A 24,166-nucleotide genomic window follows, 5' to 3' on the forward strand; every position below is an offset into this window, starting at 1 on the left:
CTTATATAAAAAATGACACGCATAGCTATTTTCCACGTATTACCTGATAACATTTCTTCTCCAAAATCTCCTGTCTTTAAAAATAAACTTTTATGGATTGACCACAACATTTCCTGTCAAGTTCCACGTTGTCCCTGAAAATATGAAATGGGATAAGCCCAAACCACGTATAGTATGAGTATCCAAATATCCAATGTTATCCACCTGAGAGCGTTAACATCATGTACAATAAGAAGAAGTTAAACAGGGAAATAACGACATAAAGCTTCAATATATAACATGAAAGGAGGTCGGATGATTGAACATGATCAAGTACATAAAATTTCTGGGGTTAATCTTCGGAATTGTGACTGTGAATGTTCTGGCATTCTCACCCGGCTTTATCGGACTGAATTTTGGGGAGGGTGCGTTCACAACTGCACTATCTGTTACCCTGTTGTTTGGCAGTGCAATGGCACTCTTGTATGGGAGTTACACCTTGCTGTTCAGACAGCCGGTAGTCCTGCCCGTGAAGCATATCGAAACACATGAAGATTATGTGGAAGCACTATCTTTTTATAGACGCATCAAAGTCCTCGAAGAAGATATTACGCTGGGGCTGTCCCAACTGAGCCGGATGAAAAAGAAGAAAGAAACACTCCTGAATGTGCTTCATCAGCGGTTTGATCCCGGGGAACTAAGCTACAAGAAATTCGCTTCGGTCACGCTGGAAGTGGAGAAGCTGTTATACCTGAACATCCGCAGTGTGCTGAACCGGTTGAATGTATTCGATGAAGCTGACTATGCCAACATGATGAAATCCAAATCCTCAACACTACCCCAGAAGCTTTTTCAGGAAAAAACAAAGGTATATAACGATTATCTGTCTTATGTGAAGAATGCACTACACACCAATGAGGAAATTCTGCTCAAGCTGGATCAGCTGTTATTGGAGATTTCACGCCTCGACAGCTTTGAAGCCGGAGATATTGAACAGATGCCTTGTATGCAGGAGATTGATCAGTTAATCAAGCACACCAAATTATACAGACAGTGAGGGGTTGCTCGTATGGCCAAGAAGGGAAAGTTTTTTTTCATATCGATTGTAATGCTGGTACTCGTATTCGGTCTGGTCTATGCAGGAATTACACTAACATCGAACTTTGGCAAATCGACCACACAGGTAAGCACAGAGAATGCAGGTAAGGAACTGGGAAAACTGTACGCGGATATTGCACCAGCAACAGCGGAGCCGGTCAAAGGGCAGATTGATCTCGATCCGGTTGACGTGGCGGAATCACTGCCGGATATCTCCAAATTTGCAATCGCTGTAGAGAATACAACAAATGATTACGTCGAAATCTTCTCTTCCACAGAGAAGTCGGGCAGCGGGGTAGACGGCTGGTTAACCGAAGTGGGCGAAGAGTTCAACAAAGCGAATATTACCGTTGGTGGGAAACAAGTATCGGTCAAAATACGCAACATTGCCTCCGGTACGGCTACCGATTATATCAAGTCAGGCAAGTATATACCTGATGCATTCACACCTTCCAATGAACTGTGGGGCGAGATGGTTGAGGCCAGTGGGGTAAAGACAGAAATGGTATCTGAGCGACTGGTCGGGAACGTTCCGGGTATTGTCATCTCGAAAGCCAAATATGATGCACTGGTTGATACGTACGGCTCCGTGAATGTGAAGACCGTAACCGAAGCGATTGCGAACAATGAACTCGCGATGGGATATACTGATCCATTTGCCAGCTCTACAGGACTGAACTTCCTGGTGACTGCACTGAATACGTATGATAGCGCCAATCCGCTGGGAGAGAAGGCGATTGAGGGATTTGAGAAATTCCAGACAAATGTACCGTTTACAGCGTCGACAACCATTCAGATGCGGGAAGCGGCCAAATCAGGCAGACTGGATGCCTTTGTACTCGAATACCAGACGTATGTGAATACCGCCGATCTGAAGAGTGGTTACGTCTTTACACCATTTGGCGTGAGACATGACAGCCCGCTGTATGCATTGGGACAATTGCCGCAGAACAAACAGGGGATTATCCAGAAGTTTGCAGAATTCGTAACCCAGGCGAAGTACCAACAATCGGCGGAAGAATTCGGCTTCAACGGGTTGCAGGATTACAAATCCGAACTGGCTACCGTGGATGGCGGCACGTTACTGTCCGCGCAGAAAGTCTGGAAAGAGAAGAAGAATGGGAGCAAACCGATTGCCGCTGTGTTCGTGACCGATGTATCCGGAAGCATGGACGGCGAACCGCTTAACCGACTGAAGGAGTCCCTGCGCAAAGGTCAGAAGTACCTGGGTACAGAGAATAGTATTGGCCTGGTTTCTTACTCCAGCGGGGTAACTGTGAATCTGCCGATTGCCAAGTATGATACGAACCAGCAGTCCATGTTTGTTGGAACAGTGGATAGTCTGCAAGCTGGCGGCGGTACGGCGACGTTTGACGGGATCGTGGTGGCGATGAAGATGCTGGAAGATTATATGGCTGCTAATCCGAATGTGAAGCCGCTGATTTTTGTCCTGAGTGATGGCGAGACCAACGAAGGTCATACCCTGAAGGATATTCGGGATCTGGTTGAGACGTACAAAGTACCAATCTATACGATTGGCTACAACGCGGACATCAAGGCTTTGGAGAGCATCTCCAGCATTAACGAAGCGGCAAGTATCAATGCCGATACCGACGATGTCGTGTACAAGATCGGGAACCTGTTTAACGTACAGATGTAATCTAAAGGGGGAACTTAGATGTCATTTTCAATGGAAATACCGAGCCAGAAGGAAATTCAGAAAGTGATTGAAGAAGAGGTGAAACCCGTGCCCGCCGAGGTCGCGGAGCTTCAACAAGTGGCCAATGCCAACGTAGAGATGATCATGACACTGGACCTTGAATCCCTGGAGAAGCGCAAAGAGATTCTGCAATCCATTGACGGCTTTGGCATGAACACGATGAGATCCTCTTCCGAGAAAAACGCCTTGCTTCAAGTCTCCGTTGGACATCTGTCCAAGACGGGAGACGAGGGCGGTCAGGTCGCCAAAGGTTTGACCGAGCTGCATATGCAACTGAAGGATCTCGACCCGAGCGTGGTCGACTTTGCCAAGACGGGCTTCCTCGGAAAATTGTTCAATCCGCTTCGCGCCTATTTCCTGAAATATCAGAAGGCTGACGCAGTCATTGCCGACATCGTAACCTCCTTGGATAAAGGCAGATCCACCCTGCGTAACGATAATACAACGCTGGAGATTGAACAACAGAACCTGAGAGAACTCACCAAGCGTCTGCAAAAGGAAATCCAGCTTGGCGTGCTCATGGATGAGTCTATCGATGCACAGATTGAAGCGGCCAAGGTCCGCAATGAGGACCCCGAGAAAGTCCGATTTATTACGGAAGAAGTATTGTTCCCGCTCCGTCAGCGGGTCATGGATCTGCAGCAGATGTTGGTCGTGAACCAACAGGGTATCATGGCGATCGAAGTGGTAATCCGCAACAACAAAGAATTGATTCGCGGGGTAGACCGGGCGAAGAATGTAACGATCTCGGCACTGAAGATTGCCGTTACGGTAGCAAGTGCTTTGTATAATCAGAAGATTGTATTACAGAAAATTGAGTTGTTAAACCAGACAACCAACGATCTGATCGCCGGAACATCCAAGATGCTCAAGGATCAGGGAATTGCCATCCAAAAGCAGGCATATGAAGCCAGCATCTCCGTGGATACGATGAAACAGGCGTTCACTGATGTGTTGTCTGCACTCGATTCCATCAGTCTTTATAAGCAGGAAGCTTTGCCAAGAATGAGGGAGACTATCTCGCAGTTCCGTGAACTTGCAGATACTGGAGAGCAACAGATTCAGCGTTTGGAGAAAGGGCAGAAGCTGGGGCTGTAAACAGAAGAGAGAGAAAAAATACGCATTATATTGTTATCTTTATTTCTATAATTAGAAGAAGCGACCGTTCTCCATTAAGCATGGGAATGGTCGCTTTTTGAAATTCTATGAAGATAGTTACTAACTGTCATACCCCAAACTTCTTGCATATGCGTATAACTGTTGTTCGCATTGATCCATTAGAACACCAGCAGTGTTTACTTTGGCATTTCCCTGTTTTAGTAACGTGTAATTCACTTTGTTCTTGGATACCGCCTTTTGGTACAACAGATACCCTTCGAGCTGAGTGTAACTTGCCTTAACAAATGTGGCGTGGATTTTCTTGATTTGCGGGTTGGTAGGCTTGATTTGCTTTGCCTTGGATACTAATTTTGTATAATTGGGGATCACCGTATTCGTAAGTTTAAGATACATGGACTTGCGGTTCGTTGAAGTTACCTGGGTGTCGATGCTTTCCAAAGCTGTGAAGGCTTTGGCCTCATAAGTTTCAAGGGCAAATAACTGATTAGTGTACTCTTTAAATTCTGCATAACTCTGATCTAAATCTGAATATGTAGAGGTTGCTATTTGGGCTGCATCGACAGAAGCGGCTGGAGAGAGAAGCACTCCGCCAAGCAAAACAAAACTGGTAATCAATGATATAATCCACGACTTCTTCAAATGTGTTGTCATCCTCCTTTTGTTTATATTCCATTGGATAATCTAACATGGATTTTCATTCGTTCAACACAACATGACCAGGCCTGTAATGAATGATCTTGAACAACTCCTCGGCCATGTAAGCGGGGCTATGCTTGAAATCTTGTCTGATCCACTCCATGATCATGCCGAATATCGCATGAGACTGGTAACTTGCCAGCAGTTCAGGGTTGATGTGCTCTGGGAAGATGTGGTTCAGATCCTGTAAGGAAAGATCGCGAAGAACATCACAGATCATGCGCTGAAAGTTGGAAGAAGCCTCGGACTGTACAACCAGTGTGTAGAATTGTGCGTGCTGGTGCACATGTTCAAAGATGGTGATGGCCGAAGAGGGCATTAGACCGACCTCAAACTCTTTCAACCCTTGATAGGGTTTGCGAAAAGAAGTCACCAGATCCTGAATCACATCATGGATGATCTCATTGAACAGGTCTTCCTTGTACTGATAATGTCTGTAAAATGTACCTCGATTCAGGTCGGCGCGCTGGACAATATCCGTAATGGATATTTCTTTGAAGGGATGCTTTTGCATCAAATGGATGAGAGCATCCTTCATCGCAGCTTTTGATTTCTTGATTCTTCGGTCCATTGAATTCAGAGTTTCAGACATCTATTTTCCTCCTCGCTATATAAGTTGAACTAAAGAATATTTACACTGGCCACTCCGATGACAGAACAACCTTCCGATCGCTGTTATCCCCTGATTTTTTTGATTCCTTTTATAAAGGGGTAAATCCGGGGATAAAGGCGAACGCTCCGCTTCTTCAGGTTATTTCTGTCCTCTCCGTTTTGTGTAAATGTTTAGTTCAATTTCTATAGTTCACTTTATAGTTAAAGTACATTCGGGCTTATTAGTGTTGTTTAACGTACAACTGGACAAGCTTTTACTGATTGTAGTGAAACGCTATGACTTATTATACTAAGGATAAGAGTTAATGAACATTTGTTTGTTAACTTATTGTAAACGAATTCATGAAGGAGGATACATGGAATGAAACTTCAAGATAAAGTCGCAATTGTTACTGGTGCTGGTTCAGGTATGGGGAAAGCAATTGCAACGTTGTATGCTCAAGAAGGCGCGAAAGTCGTTGTATCGGATATTAACGAGGAATCCGCTCAAGCGGTAGTTCAAGATATTAAAGCTCAGGGTGGAGAAGCGATTGTTGTTCTGGCCAATGTAGCCAAAGAAGAAGATGTGCAGAATCTGATTGATACGACGGTAAGCACATACGGTACAGTAGATATTCTGATTAACAATGCGGGCATTATGGATGGCATGGAGCCTGCAGCGGATATAACGGATGAGAAATGGGAGAGATTGTTCGCTGTGAACACAACCAGTGTGATGCGGACAACGCGTAAAGTATTGCCGATCTTCCTGGAGAAACAGAAAGGTGTCATCGTGAACATTGCTTCGGCAGGTGGATTGCACGGCGGACGTGCAGGAGCAGCCTATACAGCTTCCAAACATGCGGTCGTAGGCTTTACCAAAAATACAGGGTATATGTATGCTGAGCAAGGCATTCGTTGTAATGCGATTGCTCCAGGAGCCGTGGCAACCAACATCAGCACATCCATGACTGGCATTAGCCCATACGGTGCAGGGCGACAACAGCTGGGCATGGCAATCAATCCACGCATTGGGACGAGCGAAGAGATCGCCAAGGTGGCCTTATTTCTCGGATCGGACGAGTCCAGTTTCGTGAATGGAACTGTCGTGACAGCAGATGCTGGTTGGAGCTCTTATTAATCCATTCATGCAATCAAGCATGTAGTATGGATATCGTGTGTAAAGTCAGGAAGCCGCATGAGTATATGCGGCTTCTTTTTTGCGTTGACGTAATGTGAATAACAGCATTTTCACTGGCGTAGGACAAACGTTTGCATTACTGCATGGTTGCTCAAAATGAATCAATCTGAGGGTGGCTTTGGCTTGGAAAAGAGTGAGGATTCACGCACGATCAGACGATGGGGAATAATGACCGGATTATGAAGCTGTGATTCCCCGCTTAGAATTTTCAACAATACCTGAACGGCTGTGTAGCCAAGCTGATAGGTTCCAATGTCTATAGAGCTTAATGGGGGTGAAGCCAGTTCAGATAACGCAATATTGTTAAAACTGACTACGCTGATATCTTCAGGCACCAGATAATGAAGCTCAGCCAGAGCTCTCAGTACCCCGAAGGCCACATTGTCATCAATGACAACAATTGCGGTAGGTCTGTTTGGCAAGGACATGAACAGCGACATCGCCCTGAATCCACTTTCCTGTAGAAATTCGCCTTCCACAATCCAGTCACTATCGGCATCCAGCCCGGCTTGGGCAAGTGCTTTTTGGTATCCTAGCATGCGATCATGCGATAACGTAATATCCGGTGGGCCGCTGACAAATCCGATTCGCGTATGCCCTTGGGCGATCAGATGGTGAGTTGCATCATAAGCAGTCTGCACATTGTCGTTATCCACCATGGGGGCATTTGGATGAGCTTCACTACGACCGATTAACACAAAAGGAAACTTTTCCGCTTCCAAAAATGAAATGATGGGATCGTCTCGTTTGGCCCCAAGCAACAGAATGCCATCTACTCTGCGGCCATGAACAAGGCGTGATATTGCATGCAATTCATTGTCTGATGATGTTTCGGTCGTTAGCAGCAATTCATAATTCATACGGGTGGCATGTGTAATAATCCCTCGCAGCAGTTCCCCGAAAAAGTAATTCTGAAACAACTCTTCTGCAGGACGAGGAAGCATAATGCCAAGGGTATGTGTCGTTTTGGAAACAAGGCTCTTCGCCATGATGTTAGGATGATAGTTCAATTCTTTCATGATTTGCTTCACTTTGAGAGACGTCTTGGTGCTGATTCTGGGATGGTTGGAAATCACCCGTGACACTGTAGAAGGGGAAACACCCGCCAATTTGGCAATATCCTTGATTGTAATCATGTAAAAAATCCCTTCTGAACAATCGTATAAATATTCTCCTATGGTAATCCAAAGGATACGATAAATCAATTGCTAACTGCCAAGTAGGAGATGCATAGGAAGTAAAATAAAGGAAGAAAGAGTCTGAACAAGGAAACAGGAAATTACTGTAGGTAAAAGAGGTAAATTGGTTAAAATTGAGCAAATATGGCTTGTGCAAACGTTTGTGCAAATAAAGTTTGGTATTGTATGATGTGATTGTTATTGTAGCGCTTACATCGGTGGATTTACATACTTCTTAGCTTTATTCTCCCTGAATATTGAGCAAATAGGTGAATTTGTATCCATTTGGGCAAACGTTTGTACAAAGGGTGAAAAGCGCGAACTTTGTTGGACCAAGCAGAGGGAAGGGGACATTTTACATGAGAAAATGGCAAGGGGCAACATTGTCCGTCATGATGGCTTTTACACTGGCTGCGTGCGGGACTGGAGGCGGAAGTCCATCTCCAACTACGGCAGGTGAGAATCCGGAGGAAGTGGTAGAGCTGACAGCCGAGAACCTTCAACCGGAAGAAGGCGCAACCCTGGTCATCTGGGAGGACAAAAATCAAAGCAGTTTTATTGAGCAAAGAGCCAAAAAATTCGAAGAGAAGTATGGGGTAACGGTCAAAATGGAGGAATTACCTCCAACCGATCAGGTAACCAAACTAACGACGGATGGCCCAGCGGGTCTGGCGGCGGATGTCGTTGTTTTTCCACATGATAAGATTGGTAGTGCTTCAGAGGCCGGACTTATTCTGCCCAATGACATATTCGAAGCAGAGACCGCAGAGAGCACCAGCGATAATGCACTGAAGGCGGTGACGTTCAAGGATATCTTGTACGGCTATCCGTACAGCGTGGAGACCTATGCTCTTTTTTACAACAAAGCACTGTATCCAGAAGCTCCGAAAAATTTCGATGAGATTATCAGCTTCGCCAAGACGTTTAATAACGTGAAATCCAATCAATATGCGCTGATGTGGGAATTGCAGCAATTTTACTATAACTATGCATTCCTGGCTTCACAGGGCGGTTATATTTTCGGGGATAACGGGATGGATAGCACGGACCTCGGTTTGAATAACGAAGGAGCCCAGAAGGGTGGACAGTTCTTGCAGACGCTGAAGTCGGAAGTACTGCCGCTCAAGATGGGTGACGTGAACTATGATATCAAAAAGGGATTATTCTCCAGCGGTAAACTCGCTATGGACATTAATGGCCCGTGGACCATTGCCGATTATCGCAATGCAGGTATTGATTTTGGGGTTGCTCCGCTTCCTGCAATTGATGGCAAACCGATGACCTCCTTCTCAGGCGTTAAAGCCTATTATGTAAATGCATTTACGCAATATCCGAATGCGTCGAAGCTCTTGGCAGCGTTCCTTTCCAATGAAGAGGCTCAGATGGAGAACTTTGATCTAAATGGTACACTTCCTGCGAACAAAAACGTAGCTACTGATCCGAAGTTGCAGGAGGACCCGATCAATACGGCGTTCCTGGAACAGTTCAACAACTCCACACCAATGCCTTCGTTGCCTGCCATGGACAGCGTATGGGGACCGATCACTTCGGCCATTACGGATATATGGGATGCCGATAAGGACGTGAAGGCATCACTGGATAACGCCGTAAAACAGATCCAGGAAAGCCTTGCAACCGTCCAATAAGGACGAACGACGATTCCGAAGATATGCATAAGCCTGCATGAATTGAACGTAATATTTACACAAAAACGGAGAGGACAGAAGGAAGCTGAAGAAGTGAAGCTAAAAGATTTCTGAAAGAAAGCTACTTCGGAAGCATAGGCTCGCCTTTAACACCGATCGGAAGCTTATTCTGTCATCGGAGTGGTCAGTGTAAGTACACTATTGTTCAATTCATACAGGTTAGCAATAGGCGGGGAGGAGAGAGCGAATGCAACAGCAGCATGTCCCGGTGCCCGTTGGACCGAACAGGGAAAGACAACACCGGATGACAGCGGCCATATGTTCCATCATACTGCAAGGTCTTGGACAGCTGTACAATCGACAATGGATTAAGGGGATTTGTCTACTGTTACTGGAGGGGGCAGGGCTTGCGTACCTGCTTCCTCGCCTGTCACAGGCCGTATGGGGCATATGGACACTGGGGGAAAATACACAGCGTTTTGTCAAAGTGAATGGGTCCACCGTACTTCAAAGGGGAGACCATTCCATCTTTTTGCTGTTGGATGGCATTATCGTATTGCTTGTGTTTTTTGTGTTTATCTTGATCTACATCCTGAATATTCGGGATGCGTACGTCACGGGAGTCGCAAGAGAGGAAGGGAAGAAGACCCTGGGCGCAGCGGCTTCGCTTCGGAACATGATGGACAAAAACTTTCCCTACCTGTTTCTGTCCATCCCGGCACTAGGCATTCTTTTCTTCACCGTTATGCCGATTCTGTTTACGATCACGATTGCATTTACCAACTACTCGGCACCGGACCATATTCCGCCAGCCAAACTCGTGGACTGGGTGGGCTTCAAGACATTCAGCGATCTGATTCAGCTGAAATCCTGGAGTCAGACATTCTACGGTGTGCTGACCTGGACGGTCATCTGGGCCATTCTGGCGACAGTCACCACCTATTTTGGCGGCGTACTTGTAGCACTGTTGATTGAACAGCGGGGCATACGCTTCAAAAAGCTGTGGCGGACGATTTTTATTTTGCCATATGCGATTCCGCAGATCATCTCCCTACTGCTCATGCGTAATCTATTTAATGGGCAGTTTGGTCCGATCAATACGTACATGAGAGCGTTTGGGTTGGAAGGATTACCTTGGCTCACAGATCCGTTCTGGGCTAAGGTCACCGTCATTGTCGTCAACATGTGGATCGGTATTCCCGTAAGTATGGTGCTTATTCTGGGTGTATTAACAGCCATCCCTCGTGATCTCTACGAGGCTGCCGAAGTGGATGGAGCATCCGCATTTCAGAAATTCCGGATCATTACGATGCCGTTCATTCTGTTTGCCACAACTCCGGTACTTATCATGCAGTTTGCCGGAAACTTCAACAACTTCAATGTCATCTTCCTGCTGACCAACGGGAATCCGCTGCGGGGAGACTATCAGTACGCAGGGGCGACGGACCTGTTGGTCACCTGGCTCTACAAGCTCACGCTCGACAATAACAAGTTCAACATGGCTTCAGCGGTAGGGATTATTATCTTCCTCATCATCGCTTCATTCTCCATCTGGAACTTCCGCCGCTCCAAATCATTCAAGGAGGAGGACATGATTCAATGAAGACACGTAATAATCCGCTGCGTTTGGCCCTGAGTTATGTGTTGTTGGTGATCATCGCTGTTGTCTCCATCTATCCGGTACTCTGGATCTTTCTCTCTTCCCTGAGACCCGGTGCGGCATTGTTCAGTGAGCGGTTATGGCCCGAAGCTTTCACGCTTACCCATTACGGCGAACTGTTCAATAACCCGTCCTTTATGTACGGCAGATGGTATATGAATACATTGAAAATTGCCTTTTTCACAATGATCTTCTCCACGTTGATGGTGACACTTGGAATGTATGCCCTGTCCAGATTCCGGTTCCGTGGACGTAAAACGATTCTCTCCACCATGCTGATCCTTGGCATGTTTCCAAGCTTCATGAGCATGATTGCAATTTATATCATTTTGCTGCAAGTTAAATTGCTCGATACCCATGCTGCGCTCATCCTGGTCTATTCTTCAGGAGCGGTACTGGGCGGCTTTATCGTCAAAGGTTTCTTTGACACCATCCCGCGCAGTCTGGATGAAGCTGCGCGCATGGATGGTGCGAGTCACCTGCGGGTATTCACCAGCATCATCCTGCCCTTATCCAAGCCGATGCTGACCTATGTGGCATTGACCAGCTTTACCGGTGCATGGATGGACTTTATCTTTGCCCGGCTGGTGCTGCGGACGAAGGAGAACTGGACGCTTGCGGTGGGCATGTGGGATCTGGTCAACCGGTATCAGGACAGTAACTTTACAATGTTTGCCGCGGGTGCAGTTCTGATCGCCATTCCAATTACACTGTTGTTTGTTTTCCTGCAACGATTCCTTGTTCAAGGTCTGACAGCAGGAGCTTCCAAAGGTTAATCCTGTGCCATAACAACATAGGCAGCCGCATTACTTGCGGCACATTCCAACCAGGCACTTCCGTAATATATGTCTTTGTCGACTGACAGAGCTGCGGAAGTGCCTGGTTCTATATGGGCTCGAATCATGATTAGGGAGGAACGTGATGTATGGGCATAAATCCGTCCAGTGAGCCCGAGGTTATGGGATATCAAGCAGGACAAGCTGCATTGCAGAGTGCCAAGGCTCCGCCAACTCTTTGGCGTAATGTTACCTTTCGGAGGATATTGTACGGCTATGGCATCTCGGTCTTTGGAGATTGCTTCAATGGGATTGCAATCAGTCTGTGGGTGTTACAGACCACAGGGAGTGCAAAGAGCATGGCGGCAGTACAGATCTGCAATATGGCCGTCAGCTTTTTATTTGGATCGGTTGCGGGTACGGTTGCAGACCGATTGGATCGCAGAAAGCTGATGCTTGCCTCGGATGTATTTCGCGGTGTGATGGCTGTGCTGATTGCGATTAGCTTATTCGGTTGGCATGCACCGTTCCCGGTGGTGCTGCTGTTGCTCTCACTGTCCATGTTTTCAAGTCTGTTTCAGGCACCTGCATTCCATGCCTCTGTAGCAAGCATGGTTGGCAGAGAACATATTCAACAAGCGACTGGAACCATTCACATGGTGGATAATCTTGCCCGGATCAGCGGACTAGCCGCGGCAGGAGTTGCTGTTGCTGCATTTGGCGGATTCGTCGCCATATTAATTACAGGGGCAACCTTTCTGTTGTCCGCCGTCTGTGTGCTGATGGCGGGGCATTTTCCAGAGGTCCAGCGATCCGTTAATCAGCAGACCACATTTGCTCAGGAATGGCGCAGTTCGTTTGGCTACATCTATCGGAATCGTCTGATTCGATCGATTGTATTGCTTAATCCGGTGCTGATCTTATTTTTCATGTCGGCCATGATGCTGGTTCAAGTGATGGCGGTCAAGGTATGGGAGGCGAATCCGGTACAGTTTGGTTTGATTGAGACCTGTATTCCACTTGGTTATATGATTGGCTCTGCACTGCTAATTGCTTCGGGGAAACGATTGAAGCGAAGAGGGAGATGGGTATTTATCGGTCTGATTGTATTAGGGCCACTCTATATTTTTTTGGCGAATGTATCCTCGCCAATCATGGCATTACCGTTAATCGTGGGCGGAGGTGCGATGTTTGCCTGCTGTACGATGCTCACCCAGATTATGCTGAGGACAGCCGTTCCGGACGAGCTACAAGGAAGGGTTTATGGCGTGGTTGGAACAATCACCAGCACAGCGCCTATCCTGGGATTGACGGTTGTCTCCGTATTGGCAGATCAGTGGGGGGCAGCTTACGTACTGCAAGGCGTGGGCATACTGCTGCTGGCGACAGGTATTCTGGCAGCCACAGCATTGAAGTCGATTCGAACCTATCAATGACATTAAGCAATCCAAGCAACCTGGCAAGGTACAGCAAAACCCGGAGCATACGCTACGTTAGCGTATGCTCCGGGTTACCTTGTGGACTGAATATTCTATTGCCAGTTTACATTTACAGTCGCTGTACCGCTGGTTGGTGTGGTAAACGTATGGTTGGAACCACCTTCCCAGGTAATGGTTGCTCCATTTTTCTTGAAGAATTTGAACTCCAGTTGTTTCCCGGCTGGCACGCTCACATCATAGTACCAGGTTGGGTAGGCATGGATAACCTGATTGAAAGCAGGGCCAATAGCTGTTGTGCCCGTACTCCAGTTCCCCAGTTCAGCCACGTTACCTGTCAGATAGATGTTCTGACCCAGGGTGGTGGAAGCATTGTTAATGACGAATCGTACTGTGACCTGATCACCCGTAAGGATGGTGAAGTTGTTATACGCATTACTGTTGACGCCATTCGCAGCTACTTTTACAGCATAATTGCCTGCGGCAACAGCTGGGATTGTTACTTTGATCTGTGTATCTTCCCATGAGGTGATCGCAGCACCGGTAACGGCTGCTGTACCGAAGTATACGGTACCTTTGGTGGAGCCAAATCCACGTCCGCTAATGGTAACGACATTACCCGGTTTACCCATCACCGGACCTACATGTCCGATCGTTGGTGTTGTTTCGCTCGTTGTATATTGCCATACTGCTGTTGCTCCGGCAGCCAGTGTGAAGGATGAGATATTACCGTTACTGGAAGTGATGTTATTGCCGTTCAGGACACCGCCAAGCACATCTGTGTATGAGCCAGTTGGCAGTGAAGTGCTTAGATTCGCAATGCTCGCTGGTGTGGAGAGATTACGGTTCACCGCAACAACAGCTACACTTTTGCCAAATTTGCGTTCATAGACGTACACATCATTATTGATCCAGCGTTGCTGAGTGGAACCATAGGCGATTGCTGGATTGGATTTGCGCAGAGGGGCCAGCTTGCTGATCACGTTAAAAGCAGTGGTTGTTTTGGAGAAGGAAGGCATTTTGGCCCGATTGTCCGGGTCACCGTTTCCAGTCAGATACTGCTCGGTACCATAATAGATGGCAGGTACGCCGCGTGAAGTCAGCGTGAAAGCTAGCGCTTGTTCAAGACGTCGGTTGTTGACGGCACTTGTTTTGAACCGATCCATATCATGGTTGTCGATGAAAGTGACTTGGTCATTCACCTGGTTGTAATCTGCGGCTGTGCCTGTAATCATCGAATCCAGAGCATACATGTTGGACGTGTTATCCCGGAAGACGTCACGTACGGCAGAGTTAAAGCGGAAATCGAGTAGGCTCATCCCGGATTCATTAGCAAATTCCGTGTTATCCGCATCCGATGCAGCAGATCCCAGGAACCATTCACCAAAGGTGAATACAGGTTTATGTGCATAGATGGAGGACATCCAGCTCTTTTGCCAGCCAAGAGGCATATGTTTCACCGCATCAACACGAATACCGTCCACACCCATATCAAGCCATAGCTTGATTGCATCTTTGAAATATTGATCAATGGTACTGTTATTGTGATTCAGGTCAGCCAGGTCATAGAGGTTTTTGTAGATACCATTCTCCAGGGAGGAAAAATCGGAGCCGCCGTTGTGATGGAAGTAGCCATTCGTATCATTCGTGTAGCCACCAACCAGATTACCATTATCGTACAACTTGCCATTCTCCGCAAAGGATGTGTCGGTTTCCATGGCAGGAGACGTATGGTTTGGGGCAAAGTCAATGACGATCTTGATGCCTTTCGCATGAGCAGTGGAAATCAGATTTTGAAAATCAGCCATGGTTCCGAAGTAAGGATTGGTTTTCTTGAAATCACGTGCCCAGTAGCCATGATACGCCGTGTTGATCACACCGCCATAGGTGATCGTGGCGAAGATATTCTCAACCGGTTGGGAGATCCACAATGCCGTAACGCCCAGATCGCTGAAATAGTTATCGTTGATTTTGTCGATCAGACCCTGCCAGTCGCCGCCGCAATACAACTTCAGGTTGCTACAAGTGGCATCGTAGGCAGCTCCGGTAGGATTGTTGGAAGGATTGCCGTCCAGGAAGCGGTCCGTAAAGATCTGATAGATGACGTCTGTACTAAAGTTCTGCTTGTTGGTAACCGCGGTATCCGCATCGGCATGGATCGCGGAAGCAGGCAGATAGGGAAGTGCACCCCCTGCAAGTAAACTGAGTGTCAGTGTTGTGCTGAGGAGTACGCGTTTGGCCATTTGAAACATAGTAATCCACCCTTCTCGTGAATGTAGTAGTTTAGATAAACAACCAACCTGGCTCTTGAATAATAGCGCTTTCAATACAATGGAATGATACGCAGTGGATTGAGACTTCCCTCCTTTTGACACGCCAACAACCCCGGCATCTCCTTCGGGAGTTACCGGGGTTGTCCTAAACCGCTCAGGTTTAAAAGCATGGCCCTCGAGTTATGATCACAATGTTATCGTAAGAAATATTGGATCTTATGTCAATAACTTTTTTGGGTGCATTTATTTTCTATTTTTATGTTTACAAAAGCATGTCCGGGGATTTAAACTATTCGCAGATTCACAATATAAGGGCTATGTATCCCGGGACACTTCCATGTGTTCTGGGACAACCCCGTCTCTTCTGAGGCGGGGTTATTTGTATGATGCAGTCGAATCGGGAGAAGAGAGGCGGTTGATGATCGTTGAGTACCCATTCTGTCATTGAATGTTTGGAAGGCATTCAGGCGTCACGGCTGGGCAATATCCGCAACATTTATGTGTACCTCCCGCCCGGTTATCATGAGCAGACAGCTCGCCATTATCCGGTTCTGTACGTACATGCGGGGCAGCGGGCTTTTGGTCCATCCGGGCCAGGCAATGAAACATGGAATATGGATCAAGCAGCAGACGGTCTAATTTCTTCCGGGCAGATTGAATCATTGATTATTGTCGGCATTACGCATGTCCGTCCAGTCACGCACAACGAATTCTATCACTTCATCGCTCCGGAGAGAGAGGCCGTGAGTGTGGGTTGCTCAGGCATCGACTATGAGCATTTCATCATTCATGAGCTCAAACCGATCATTGATCATCGTTATCGGACGTTGCCGGACAAGAAGAATACCGGATTGTTGGGTTCATCTGCCGCGGCACTTTGTACATTGCACATGGGGATGCGACATCCGGATGTTTTCGGAAAATTGATCATGATGTCACCATTCTATGTGGATGTGCAGCTGGACGAAACATCGGAAAGTGGACTGTTGGAAGAAAACATGTATCGCTTGCCAGAAGAGGTACCCGATGTTCGAATGTGGATGGATATTGGAGATACGGAAGGTCTGTTTCTGCCTTCCCAGGTCAGAAGGGTAGCTCATCAATTACTTGAACGTGGTGTCAGATCGGGTGAGGAATTGGCATTTCTGCAACAGCCGGGTGCCTGTCATCAGGAAGGTGACTGGGGAGCACGCGTTCATCTCCCGTTACTATACATGTTCGGCCACGTGGGTAAGCCCTCTTCGCTCAAACTGCTTGGAAGGGATGTCATCGGACTACGGGGTGGAATGAGCGTGTGTATCAATGCACAAATGCACTACGAGAACGGATTGGTTCAGAGTCTGCTGCATGGCAATTATACTTCAAGTGACCCGGAGGTAATCCAGGTTCGTTCGAGCGGAGAGCTGGTGCCTGTTGGTATTGGAAGTGCATCCGTCACGCTGACTGTGGGAGAACTGTCTACTACACGCATCTACACTGTTGTTCCTGAATTGTCTACGCACGTAGAGGTTTGCATTTATGCAGAGGTAGCTCCCGACGAAGATTCGGAGGAAACGATATATGGCGGCATGGGCATGAAGCTTGTCCGTTCCGGTAAAGGTCGATATGAAGGTTGTTACCGAGTCCCGCGTGATAGTGGGTTCTCCTTCCGATTTACACGTGGTTTCCGTCGTTTCGAGACCGATGTGGATGGCAAACCTATTGCCAATCGGGTATTTCGAGCGAGAGAAGATATGACTGTGCATTACCTAATCCAATCCTGGGGCAGGATGTCTGCCAAAACGGGAACAGGAGGCCCAAAATGATCATTCCTTCATTCGCTCCAGTGCTGGACATTCCCTATTATTATCCCTGCAATTTCCCTCTGATTCATGAAGTTCTCCATCGACAAGGTTCCATCACAAGTCTGGCACTGTTGGCCGCAAGTCGATTGTACTGCCTCCCTTCGTGCGGAGACAACGGACTGGTTAAGCCTTACTTTCACAAACTGGATTATGTAGAGCCGATCTGGGAGATGTATGGTCAGCGGGAGCTGGACAGCTTCGAGGAAGGCAAGGCGCAGATCAGGCAGCATATCGGTGAAGGCGGACTTTTTTTGGCTACAGGAACCAGTTATCATCTGCCTTACTGTGAGGATTATCAGAATCCCGAGTACATTCGCAAACACGTGAAGCAAGGTTCCCGACTTCATCTGGTAGACCATTGGATTGCCGTATACGGTCTGGAAGATGAGCATGTTCACGTCTATGATCCCGTGCCCTCCAAGTACAAGGGGAAGGTTGCTCAAAGGGCCTTTCATGATTTCTGGAAAGGAAACCGAAGCATACCCGAGCTTGCTCAGGCGAAGCGCAAAGAAAAACTCCGAACGTTTGGCACCATGGACGTCCGGGCGACTGTGAAGCTTGATTCAGCGGGTTATCGCGATATGTTAACTCAGGCGTTAACAACGCAGATTGAAGAATTTCTGACGGGCCGGACGATTACACAGGGAGAGCGGAATTATTATTTTGGACATGCGGTGTCTCTGCAGCTCTTAGATGCATTGCATGGGGCGAATGGAGGGGATCAATTCAATGAGATGCTGGTATCCGGTCTGCTGTTTGATATGCGATGGAGTCGCTATTTTCTTCGAGATTTTCTTCAGGAGTCTGCCTTATGGTTCGGTTCTCCACTTGATCAATATACGAGAGAATTCAGCGACATCATTGCACGGTGGGAGAAGGCATACAGCATGCTTCAGGTCAGTCGGATAAAGCAGCGTGAGCAGTGGAAAGTACAGTTAACAGGTGTAATTAAAATGTTGGTCACCGATGAATGGCACTGGTATGAGTCACTTCGGCAGTCCATACCTCAGGCAGATTGCTTCCCACGTCAGACTGTGTCGATGATTGGACAAGAACACAGGGAGGATTTGCTCCGTATCGTATTGGATAGTTGCCGGGAGTTAAACGCGTACCATAATACAAATATTCCACTTGGTGAGGGTGGTAACGCTCCACTGTACGGACGAAGTGGGCAACTGGATTCGCTGGAACTCGTGTCATTGCTTGCAGTGGTAGAGCAGGGAATCGAAGATCGATGGGGTACGGGAGTGGGAGCTGCTCTGTCGGAGATAGCTGCTGCTTCCATGCCGGAAAGCCCCTATCAGACCGTAGGTTCCCTGGTTGATTATCTCGCACAGCAATGGGCGCCTGCCCGTGAGGAGGATGCAGAATGGTGAACCAATTCTTGCTTGAGCGATTCGCAGAACAGGGAGAGCAGCCTGCACTGATCTGGAAGGATCGGGAGTACAGCTACCGTTGGTTACTGGAACAGATTGGCATCATGAGTAAGTGGATTACAGCAGAAGGGCTGACGGGGCAACTCGTCACGCTGGAGGAAGACTATTCCCCTTATGCCGCAGCAGCATTGATTGCTTTGCTCGGACAAGGTTGTATCGTGCTTCCGATGGATCGGCATCTGGTTGAAGTCAAACGACAGGAATACATCTTGCTGGCACAGGTGAAATGGCGTTTGGGCATTGAAGAAGGCAAGTTGTGCATTCGTCAAACGTGTGACTCCTCTGGAGAGGTTCCTTTGTTGTTATCGTCACTTGAACAGGAAAACGTTGGGGGACTGATACTCTTTTCATCTGGGTCAACCGGAGTAAGCAAGGCGACTGTTCATCGTGCAGACCGGCTATTACATGGTTTTCGGCGACAGGTTCGGCCCTTGCGAACGATTCCATTCATGATGTTTGATCATATCGGCGGTGTGAATACCATGCTGCAGACCCTGTCCAGTGGGGGCTGTCTGTGTATCATTGCGGATCGATCTCCTGAAGAAGTGTGCCGGACGATTGAGAAGTTTCGTGTTCAGGCCCTGCCAGTCTCGCCAACATTCATGAATCTGTTGCTACTGGGCAGAAATGATGAGTGGTACGATCTGTCCAGTCTCGAAGTGGTGTCGTACGGATCGGAAGTAATGCCAGAAGCTGTTCTGACAGCCTGGAACCGGAAGTTTCCACAACTAAGGACGATACAAGCCTATGGCATGTCTGAACTTGGCATTCTGCCAACGCGCTCCAAAGAGCCGGGCTCATTGCTATTCTCCATTCAAGATGAAGGGGTCAAGTGCCGGGTCGTGGAAGGAGAATTGCAGATTCATACGGAAACCGCGATGATCGGATATCTGAATGCACCATCCCCCTTTACAGAGGACGGGTGGCTGCGTACAGGGGATGAAGCTGTGTTGGAGCAAGGGTACATTCGAATTCTGGGACGTCGTTCCGAGATCATTAACGTAGGTGGACGGAAAGTGTATCCTGCCGAAGTTGAGGGTGTTTTGGAGCAGATGAGTTGTATTGAAGCAGCCGTAGTTTCGGGAGAGCAGAGCGGCATCACCGGTCAGAGGGTGAAGGTAACCGTACGACTGGCTACAGAATGTACTCTCACCGATCTGCGGCGATCCATCTGGGAATATTGTCGGGACAAGCTGCCTTCATACAAGATTCCGCAGAAAATCGTAATTACACAGAAAGAACTCGTAAGTTCAAGAATGAAGAAAATACGAAAACCGATGACTTCGATATCCTTCGCCTCGGCTGGGAATTAGGTCGCTGCCAATCGCTATCGCTAACGATCCTCAAACATCGTATTGAGGGAATAGGTTCGTTAGGATATGACGTATAAGATGCATAAGACGTATAAGAAACAGAAGAGGCTGTCCCTGAGTCAATATGACCTAGGAGATAGCCTCTTTGGAGTTATATTCCCTTGTTAGCCGTATTCATATCAGGCTTTCGCAGGTTGCTTGGCCTCCATTTGCAGCAAGGAGAATCCGTATGGTTCCAGATCGAGGGTCAGTTTATTTTGCTGAGCTTGCATGGTGTTCGACGTGAACAGATTCCGCCAGATGTTACGTTCTGCCAGAGGAAGTTCAAGGGTACACGGCTCATCACCCGCATTCAGCACAAGAAGAATGCGCTCGCCCGAATTCGAATCCAATCGTTCGATGGCAAGACAAGGGTCTCCGGCTTTTGCATATACAATCTTCAGTTCCGTGCTGCGCAGTGCCGGGTGCTGTTTGCGAAGGGCAATGCTACGAGTGAAGAATTCCAGAAGTTCACGGTTCTGTTTGCTCTCATCCCATTCCATACACTTGCGGCAACCCGGATCATATCCCCCGTCAAGACCGACTTCGTCTCCATAATAGATACATGGCACACCTGGATACGTAAGCAACAACGTAACGGCAAGTTTCATCTTGCGCTCATCTCCATCACACAAGGACAGCAGTCTGGGTGTATCATGACTTCCGAGCAGATTGAAGGCCGCTTCCGTTACAGGCTGTGAATAAGCTGCGAGCAGTTTGCCGATCTCATTCGCGAAGCCAAGTCCATCGAGCTTGCCATGTACTGTATAGTCTAATACCGAATTGGTAAACGGATAATTCATCACGGCATCGAACTGGTCTCCCTGAAGCCACATGAGCGAATCATGCCAGATCTCACCGAGCAGATAAGCATCAGGTTTGATGGCTTTTACCGTCTGACGGAATTCGCGCCAGAACTGATGATCTACCTCGTTGGCTACATCGAGCCTCCAGCCGTCAATGTCCATCTCCTCAACCCAGAAACGTCCTACCTCCAGCAGGTATGCCTTCACTTCAGGGTGTTCCGTATTCAACTTCGGCATAAGCGGTTCAAAGGCAAAAGTGTCATAAGTCGGTATGCCATCCTCCACACGCGGCGGCCAGTCCTTGATATAGAACCAGTCTGCGTAAGGGGAAGAGGCTCCATTCTTCATGACATCGACAAAAGGAGGGAACTCTCTGCCGGAATGATTGAACACGGCATCCAGAACGACACGTATGCCGCGCTGATGACAGGCGTCCACGAAAGCCTTGAACTGTTCATTGGTTCCAAAGTGAGGATCAACTTTCATATAATCGCCTGTATTGTATTTGTGATTCGTCGTGGCCTCGAACAGCGGACAGAAATAGATGGCATTGATGCCAAGCTGGCTTATATGATCCAGATGATCAAGCACACCTTGGAGATCACCGCCGAAGAAGTTCACCGGTGTGGGTTCCCCTCCCCAGGGCTCTGCATTGTTGGGACTGATGGAGGGATCGCCGTTGGCATAACGTTCAGGGAAAATCTGATAAAATACAGCGTCCTTAACCCAAGCAGGCGGTTCAAAAATGTCGACCGGATTCATAAATGGAAAATCAAAGAATTCAAGTGGATGATCAGGCAGTGCCTGCTCGAATCCGCGCTCCGTCATCCACACCGATTCCTCTCCCTGAATCAATTGGAAACCATACCGTAATCTGCGATAGGGAGGTGAAGTCTCGGCTTCCCAATAATCGAACATTTCATCCCGGGCAAAGATGTGCATGGGGATGTGCGTGATCGTCCGATCCCAGGCATATTTGTCTCCGGTAATGGCAATCACCGCATCCAGGTCCCCGCGTTTGGACCGAAGTCGCAGGTGCATGGTCGAGCGGTCATAGGCATAAGACCAATTGAGTTTGGGGCGGTGGTAAACGGCTTCAAGAATCATGTAAATCACTCCTCGTCAGATGATGAATTTCAAATAAAAGCGGCCATTAAACGCAAAAAAGGCACAACCTCAATTGTTCACGAGGTTGTACCTTTCGGCAGCATAGCCTTTTGATTATAGTGCTATTATACGAACTAACTCAGCAAAAGAAAACACTTTTTTTCCTGAAATTTCAAATTGTATTTAAAAATCATATCCAAGTTTATTGGCATAAGCAGACAGTTCTTTGTGAAACTTCTCGATATTTTTCTTGCCCGCATCAATTTTGGCATTGGCTTGTTTCAGGACAGCGCTGTTTACCGTTGTTTTGGAGACCGCTTTTTTAGCGAGTTGGAATCCTTCCAGCTGTGTATAGCTACCTTTGATCAGGTTGGCATGGATTTTTTGCAATTCCGCATTTTGCGGTTTAATCAGCTTCAGCTTGGATACATATTTGGTGTAGTTAGGAATCGCTGTGTTGGTCAGTTTCAGGAACACGGACTTGCGATTGGAGGATGTAATGTAAAATCCACCTCCCAAAGCATTGAAGGCTTTCTCCTCATATACCGATGCCGTATCCAATAGATTCAGATAGTTCAAGAAGTCTTCTTCTTCGGCTGTAAGTTCTGGTTCTTCTTCTGAGGTGTCAATTTCATAGTATTCGTCTTCTGAATATGTAGCGGTTGAGTCATCCGCAGCAGCGACATATGACCCTGCAGGTGCGAATACCCCGCCGAGCAAAACAAAACTCATAATGAATGATAGTACCCAAGATTTCTTCACGTGCTAATTTCCCCTATCTATAGATGTGATTTTATTCCAATGGATAATCTAACATAGTGCGACAAGAAATTACAGGAATTGTTTTACAGTAAAACCCTTGATTGAATGCATATGATTGAATAATGATCCACCAGCTAAAAGGACATGTATTAGATGAAGTTAAAAGTAAGAAGAGAGATTTTTATATTTAGCAGGTAAGAAAAAAATTACATATATGGTTTGTGTGGAACAAATGATATCGATATATATTATATAGGTATAGCTAAAATGTCTTTATTTATTGTTGTTTTAAGAAGTAATAGAGTTCGAGATAGAGTGAGGAGTTTTTCCAAATAAATGCTTGTATAATGATTCCAACTCCATTACAATACAATTGATAATGAGATTCAATATCATTTAGAAGAAAAAGGGGAGACGGGTTACATGTATAAAGTAAAGAAAAAGCTATACATTTATGCAGCACTTATTCTGATGATTTCACTACTTGCTGGTTGTGCTTCGGGTGGAAGTGCCGGGACAACGAATACGTCCAGCCAAGCTGCAAGCAGCAATGAGAGCAATATTGAAAGTGATACAACCGCCAGTGGGACTGAAGATCAGACCCGAGTGATCAAGCATGCCATGGGCGAAACCACAATCAAGGGAACCCCGCAAAAGATTGTGACACTGTTCCAGGGTGCAAATGATGTCGTTGTTGCACTTGGCGTGAAACCGACAGGCGTGGTGGAATCATGGGTTCAGCAGCCGGTATATGAATATCTGAGAGCAGATCTGGACGGAGTTCCACAAGTAGGACAGGAATCGCAGCCCAATCTGGAAGAGATCAACAAGTTGAAACCGGACTTGATTATTGCTACGAAGATCAGACATGAAGAAATCTATGAGCAACTATCACAGATCGCACCAACGGTAGTGACGGAGACCCTGTTTGACTGGAAAGAGACGGTGAAAATAGCGGGTGAAGCGATGAATATGGTCGAGCAATCGGATAAACTGTTGTCTGATTGGGATGGCCGTGTAGCCGATTTCAAAGAGAAAATGGGTGACCGTCTGCCGATTGAAGCAACCATTACGAACTTTAGGGCCGATCAGGTTCGTATTTTCTACATGGGTTATGCAGGTAAAATTCTGAACGAGCTTGGATTCACCAGACCTGCTGGACATGATGCAGATACATGGGGAGTAGAATTGACTTCCAAAGAGAACATTCCGGATATGAATGCAGACATGATCTTTAACTTTAACTCAGGCACCGAAACCGATGCCATTCAGAAAAATTATGATGATTGGACCAGCAGTCCTCTGTGGAAGAATCTTGATGCAGTCAAGAATAACCAACTGGTTCAGGTCGATGAAGTGGCCTGGAACATGGCAGGTGGATACACATCGGCCAACATGATGCTGGACGATCTATATAAGCAGTTCAACCTGAACTAACTAACAGGAGCAGGACCTGCCATGCACCAGGACATTCGTTAACGAAGTG

The 24,166-nt window shown here is 47.1% G+C and carries 18 protein-coding genes; 12 read left to right on the forward strand and 6 right to left on the reverse strand.

The window, feature by feature from the left end; translation table 11 throughout:
• Positions 1 to 304: 304 nt before the first annotated feature.
• Genes ABTV53_RS04100 through ABTV53_RS04110 form a run of 3 tightly spaced genes read left to right on the forward strand, consistent with a single transcriptional unit; the run spans position 305 to position 3,895 of the window.
• Positions 305 to 1,036 carry a hypothetical protein gene (locus ABTV53_RS04100; RefSeq protein WP_433754042.1) on the forward strand — a complete coding sequence of 244 codons (732 nt, stop codon included), beginning with the start codon at positions 305 to 307 and terminating at the stop codon, positions 1,034 to 1,036.
• Positions 1,037 to 1,048: 12 nt separating this feature from the next.
• Positions 1,049 to 2,737 carry a VWA domain-containing protein gene (locus tag ABTV53_RS04105; protein ID WP_433750933.1) on the forward strand — a complete coding sequence of 563 codons (1,689 nt, stop codon included), beginning with the start codon at positions 1,049 to 1,051 and terminating at the stop codon, positions 2,735 to 2,737.
• Between the two features lie 18 nt (positions 2,738 to 2,755).
• Positions 2,756 to 3,895, forward strand: coding sequence for a toxic anion resistance protein (locus tag ABTV53_RS04110; protein WP_340015816.1), 1,140 nt, complete (start codon positions 2,756 to 2,758; stop codon positions 3,893 to 3,895).
• A 120-nt stretch (positions 3,896 to 4,015) separates the two neighbouring features.
• On the opposite strand, the gene ABTV53_RS04115 is transcribed toward ABTV53_RS04110, so the two are convergent.
• Both ABTV53_RS04115 and ABTV53_RS04120 read right to left on the reverse strand, forming a co-directional pair.
• On the reverse strand, positions 4,016 to 4,567 hold the full coding sequence (locus ABTV53_RS04115) for a hypothetical protein (protein WP_433750936.1): 552 nt from the start codon (positions 4,565 to 4,567) through the stop codon (positions 4,016 to 4,018).
• Positions 4,568 to 4,610: 43 nt separating this feature from the next.
• Positions 4,611 to 5,204: a TetR/AcrR family transcriptional regulator gene (locus ABTV53_RS04120; RefSeq protein ID WP_433750938.1), complete on the reverse strand. Its 594-nt coding sequence runs from the start codon at positions 5,202 to 5,204 to the stop codon at positions 4,611 to 4,613.
• Positions 5,205 to 5,585: 381 nt separating this feature from the next.
• On the opposite strand from ABTV53_RS04120, the gene ABTV53_RS04125 reads away from it, so the two are divergent.
• The gene (locus tag ABTV53_RS04125) at positions 5,586 to 6,344 is read left to right on the forward strand and encodes an SDR family oxidoreductase (protein WP_433750940.1); all 759 of its coding nucleotides are present in this window, start codon (positions 5,586 to 5,588) and stop codon (positions 6,342 to 6,344) included.
• Positions 6,345 to 6,505: 161 nt separating this feature from the next.
• Here the strand turns inward: ABTV53_RS04125 and ABTV53_RS04130 are convergent, their stop codons facing one another.
• A complete protein-coding gene (locus ABTV53_RS04130; protein ID WP_433750943.1) occupies positions 6,506 to 7,540 on the reverse strand; it encodes a LacI family DNA-binding transcriptional regulator in 1,035 nt (344 codons plus the stop codon).
• A 401-nt stretch (positions 7,541 to 7,941) separates the two neighbouring features.
• Between ABTV53_RS04130 and ABTV53_RS04135 the strand changes: the two genes are divergently transcribed.
• The 4 genes from ABTV53_RS04135 to ABTV53_RS04150 all read left to right on the forward strand — a co-directional run bounded on the left by ABTV53_RS04135 (position 7,942) and on the right by ABTV53_RS04150 (position 13,100).
• Complete coding sequence (locus tag ABTV53_RS04135) at positions 7,942 to 9,228, forward strand: sugar ABC transporter substrate-binding protein (protein WP_433750946.1); 1,287 nt, start codon at positions 7,942 to 7,944, stop codon at positions 9,226 to 9,228.
• Positions 9,229 to 9,475: 247 nt separating this feature from the next.
• A complete protein-coding gene (locus tag ABTV53_RS04140) occupies positions 9,476 to 10,831 on the forward strand; it encodes a sugar ABC transporter permease (RefSeq protein ID WP_253430654.1) in 1,356 nt (451 codons plus the stop codon).
• On the forward strand, positions 10,828 to 11,664 hold the full coding sequence (locus tag ABTV53_RS04145) for a sugar ABC transporter permease (protein ID WP_339259029.1): 837 nt from the start codon (positions 10,828 to 10,830) through the stop codon (positions 11,662 to 11,664). Before ABTV53_RS04140 ends, ABTV53_RS04145 begins: the two co-directional genes overlap by 4 nt.
• A gap of 149 nt (positions 11,665 to 11,813) precedes the next feature.
• Positions 11,814 to 13,100 (forward strand): MFS transporter, encoded by a 1,287-nt coding sequence (locus tag ABTV53_RS04150; RefSeq protein ID WP_433750950.1) that lies wholly within the window; start codon positions 11,814 to 11,816, stop codon positions 13,098 to 13,100.
• A gap of 95 nt (positions 13,101 to 13,195) precedes the next feature.
• Here the strand turns inward: ABTV53_RS04150 and ABTV53_RS04155 are convergent, their stop codons facing one another.
• Complete coding sequence (locus ABTV53_RS04155) at positions 13,196 to 15,352, reverse strand: alpha-amylase family glycosyl hydrolase (protein WP_433750952.1); 2,157 nt, start codon at positions 15,350 to 15,352, stop codon at positions 13,196 to 13,198.
• A gap of 446 nt (positions 15,353 to 15,798) precedes the next feature.
• On the opposite strand from ABTV53_RS04155, the gene ABTV53_RS04160 reads away from it, so the two are divergent.
• Genes ABTV53_RS04160 through ABTV53_RS04170 form a run of 3 tightly spaced genes read left to right on the forward strand, consistent with a single transcriptional unit; the run spans position 15,799 to position 19,966 of the window.
• Positions 15,799 to 17,178, forward strand: a complete 1,380-nt coding sequence (locus ABTV53_RS04160; protein WP_433750955.1) for an alpha/beta hydrolase — start codon at positions 15,799 to 15,801, stop codon at positions 17,176 to 17,178.
• Positions 17,175 to 18,593, forward strand: coding sequence for a hypothetical protein (locus ABTV53_RS04165; RefSeq protein WP_433750957.1), 1,419 nt, complete (start codon positions 17,175 to 17,177; stop codon positions 18,591 to 18,593). Before ABTV53_RS04160 ends, ABTV53_RS04165 begins: the two co-directional genes overlap by 4 nt.
• The gene (locus ABTV53_RS04170) at positions 18,587 to 19,966 is read left to right on the forward strand and encodes an ANL family adenylate-forming protein (RefSeq protein ID WP_433750960.1); all 1,380 of its coding nucleotides are present in this window, start codon (positions 18,587 to 18,589) and stop codon (positions 19,964 to 19,966) included. Before ABTV53_RS04165 ends, ABTV53_RS04170 begins: the two co-directional genes overlap by 7 nt.
• Before the next feature lie 179 nt (positions 19,967 to 20,145).
• Here the strand turns inward: ABTV53_RS04170 and ABTV53_RS04175 are convergent, their stop codons facing one another.
• Both ABTV53_RS04175 and ABTV53_RS04180 read right to left on the reverse strand, forming a co-directional pair.
• Positions 20,146 to 21,918: an alpha-glycosidase gene (locus ABTV53_RS04175; RefSeq protein ID WP_433750963.1), complete on the reverse strand. Its 1,773-nt coding sequence runs from the start codon at positions 21,916 to 21,918 to the stop codon at positions 20,146 to 20,148.
• 183 nt (positions 21,919 to 22,101) lie between these two features.
• On the reverse strand, positions 22,102 to 22,680 hold the full coding sequence (locus ABTV53_RS04180) for a hypothetical protein (RefSeq protein WP_433750966.1): 579 nt from the start codon (positions 22,678 to 22,680) through the stop codon (positions 22,102 to 22,104).
• Positions 22,681 to 23,103: 423 nt separating this feature from the next.
• Between ABTV53_RS04180 and ABTV53_RS04185 the strand changes: the two genes are divergently transcribed.
• Positions 23,104 to 24,117, forward strand: coding sequence for an ABC transporter substrate-binding protein (locus ABTV53_RS04185; protein ID WP_433750968.1), 1,014 nt, complete (start codon positions 23,104 to 23,106; stop codon positions 24,115 to 24,117).
• The last annotated feature ends 49 nt before the right edge of the window (positions 24,118 to 24,166 follow it).

Origin of the sequence: Paenibacillus amylolyticus (assembly GCF_050990605.1) — a bacterium.
GTDB classification, from domain to species: Bacteria; Bacillota; Bacilli; order Paenibacillales; family Paenibacillaceae; genus Paenibacillus; species Paenibacillus amylolyticus_H.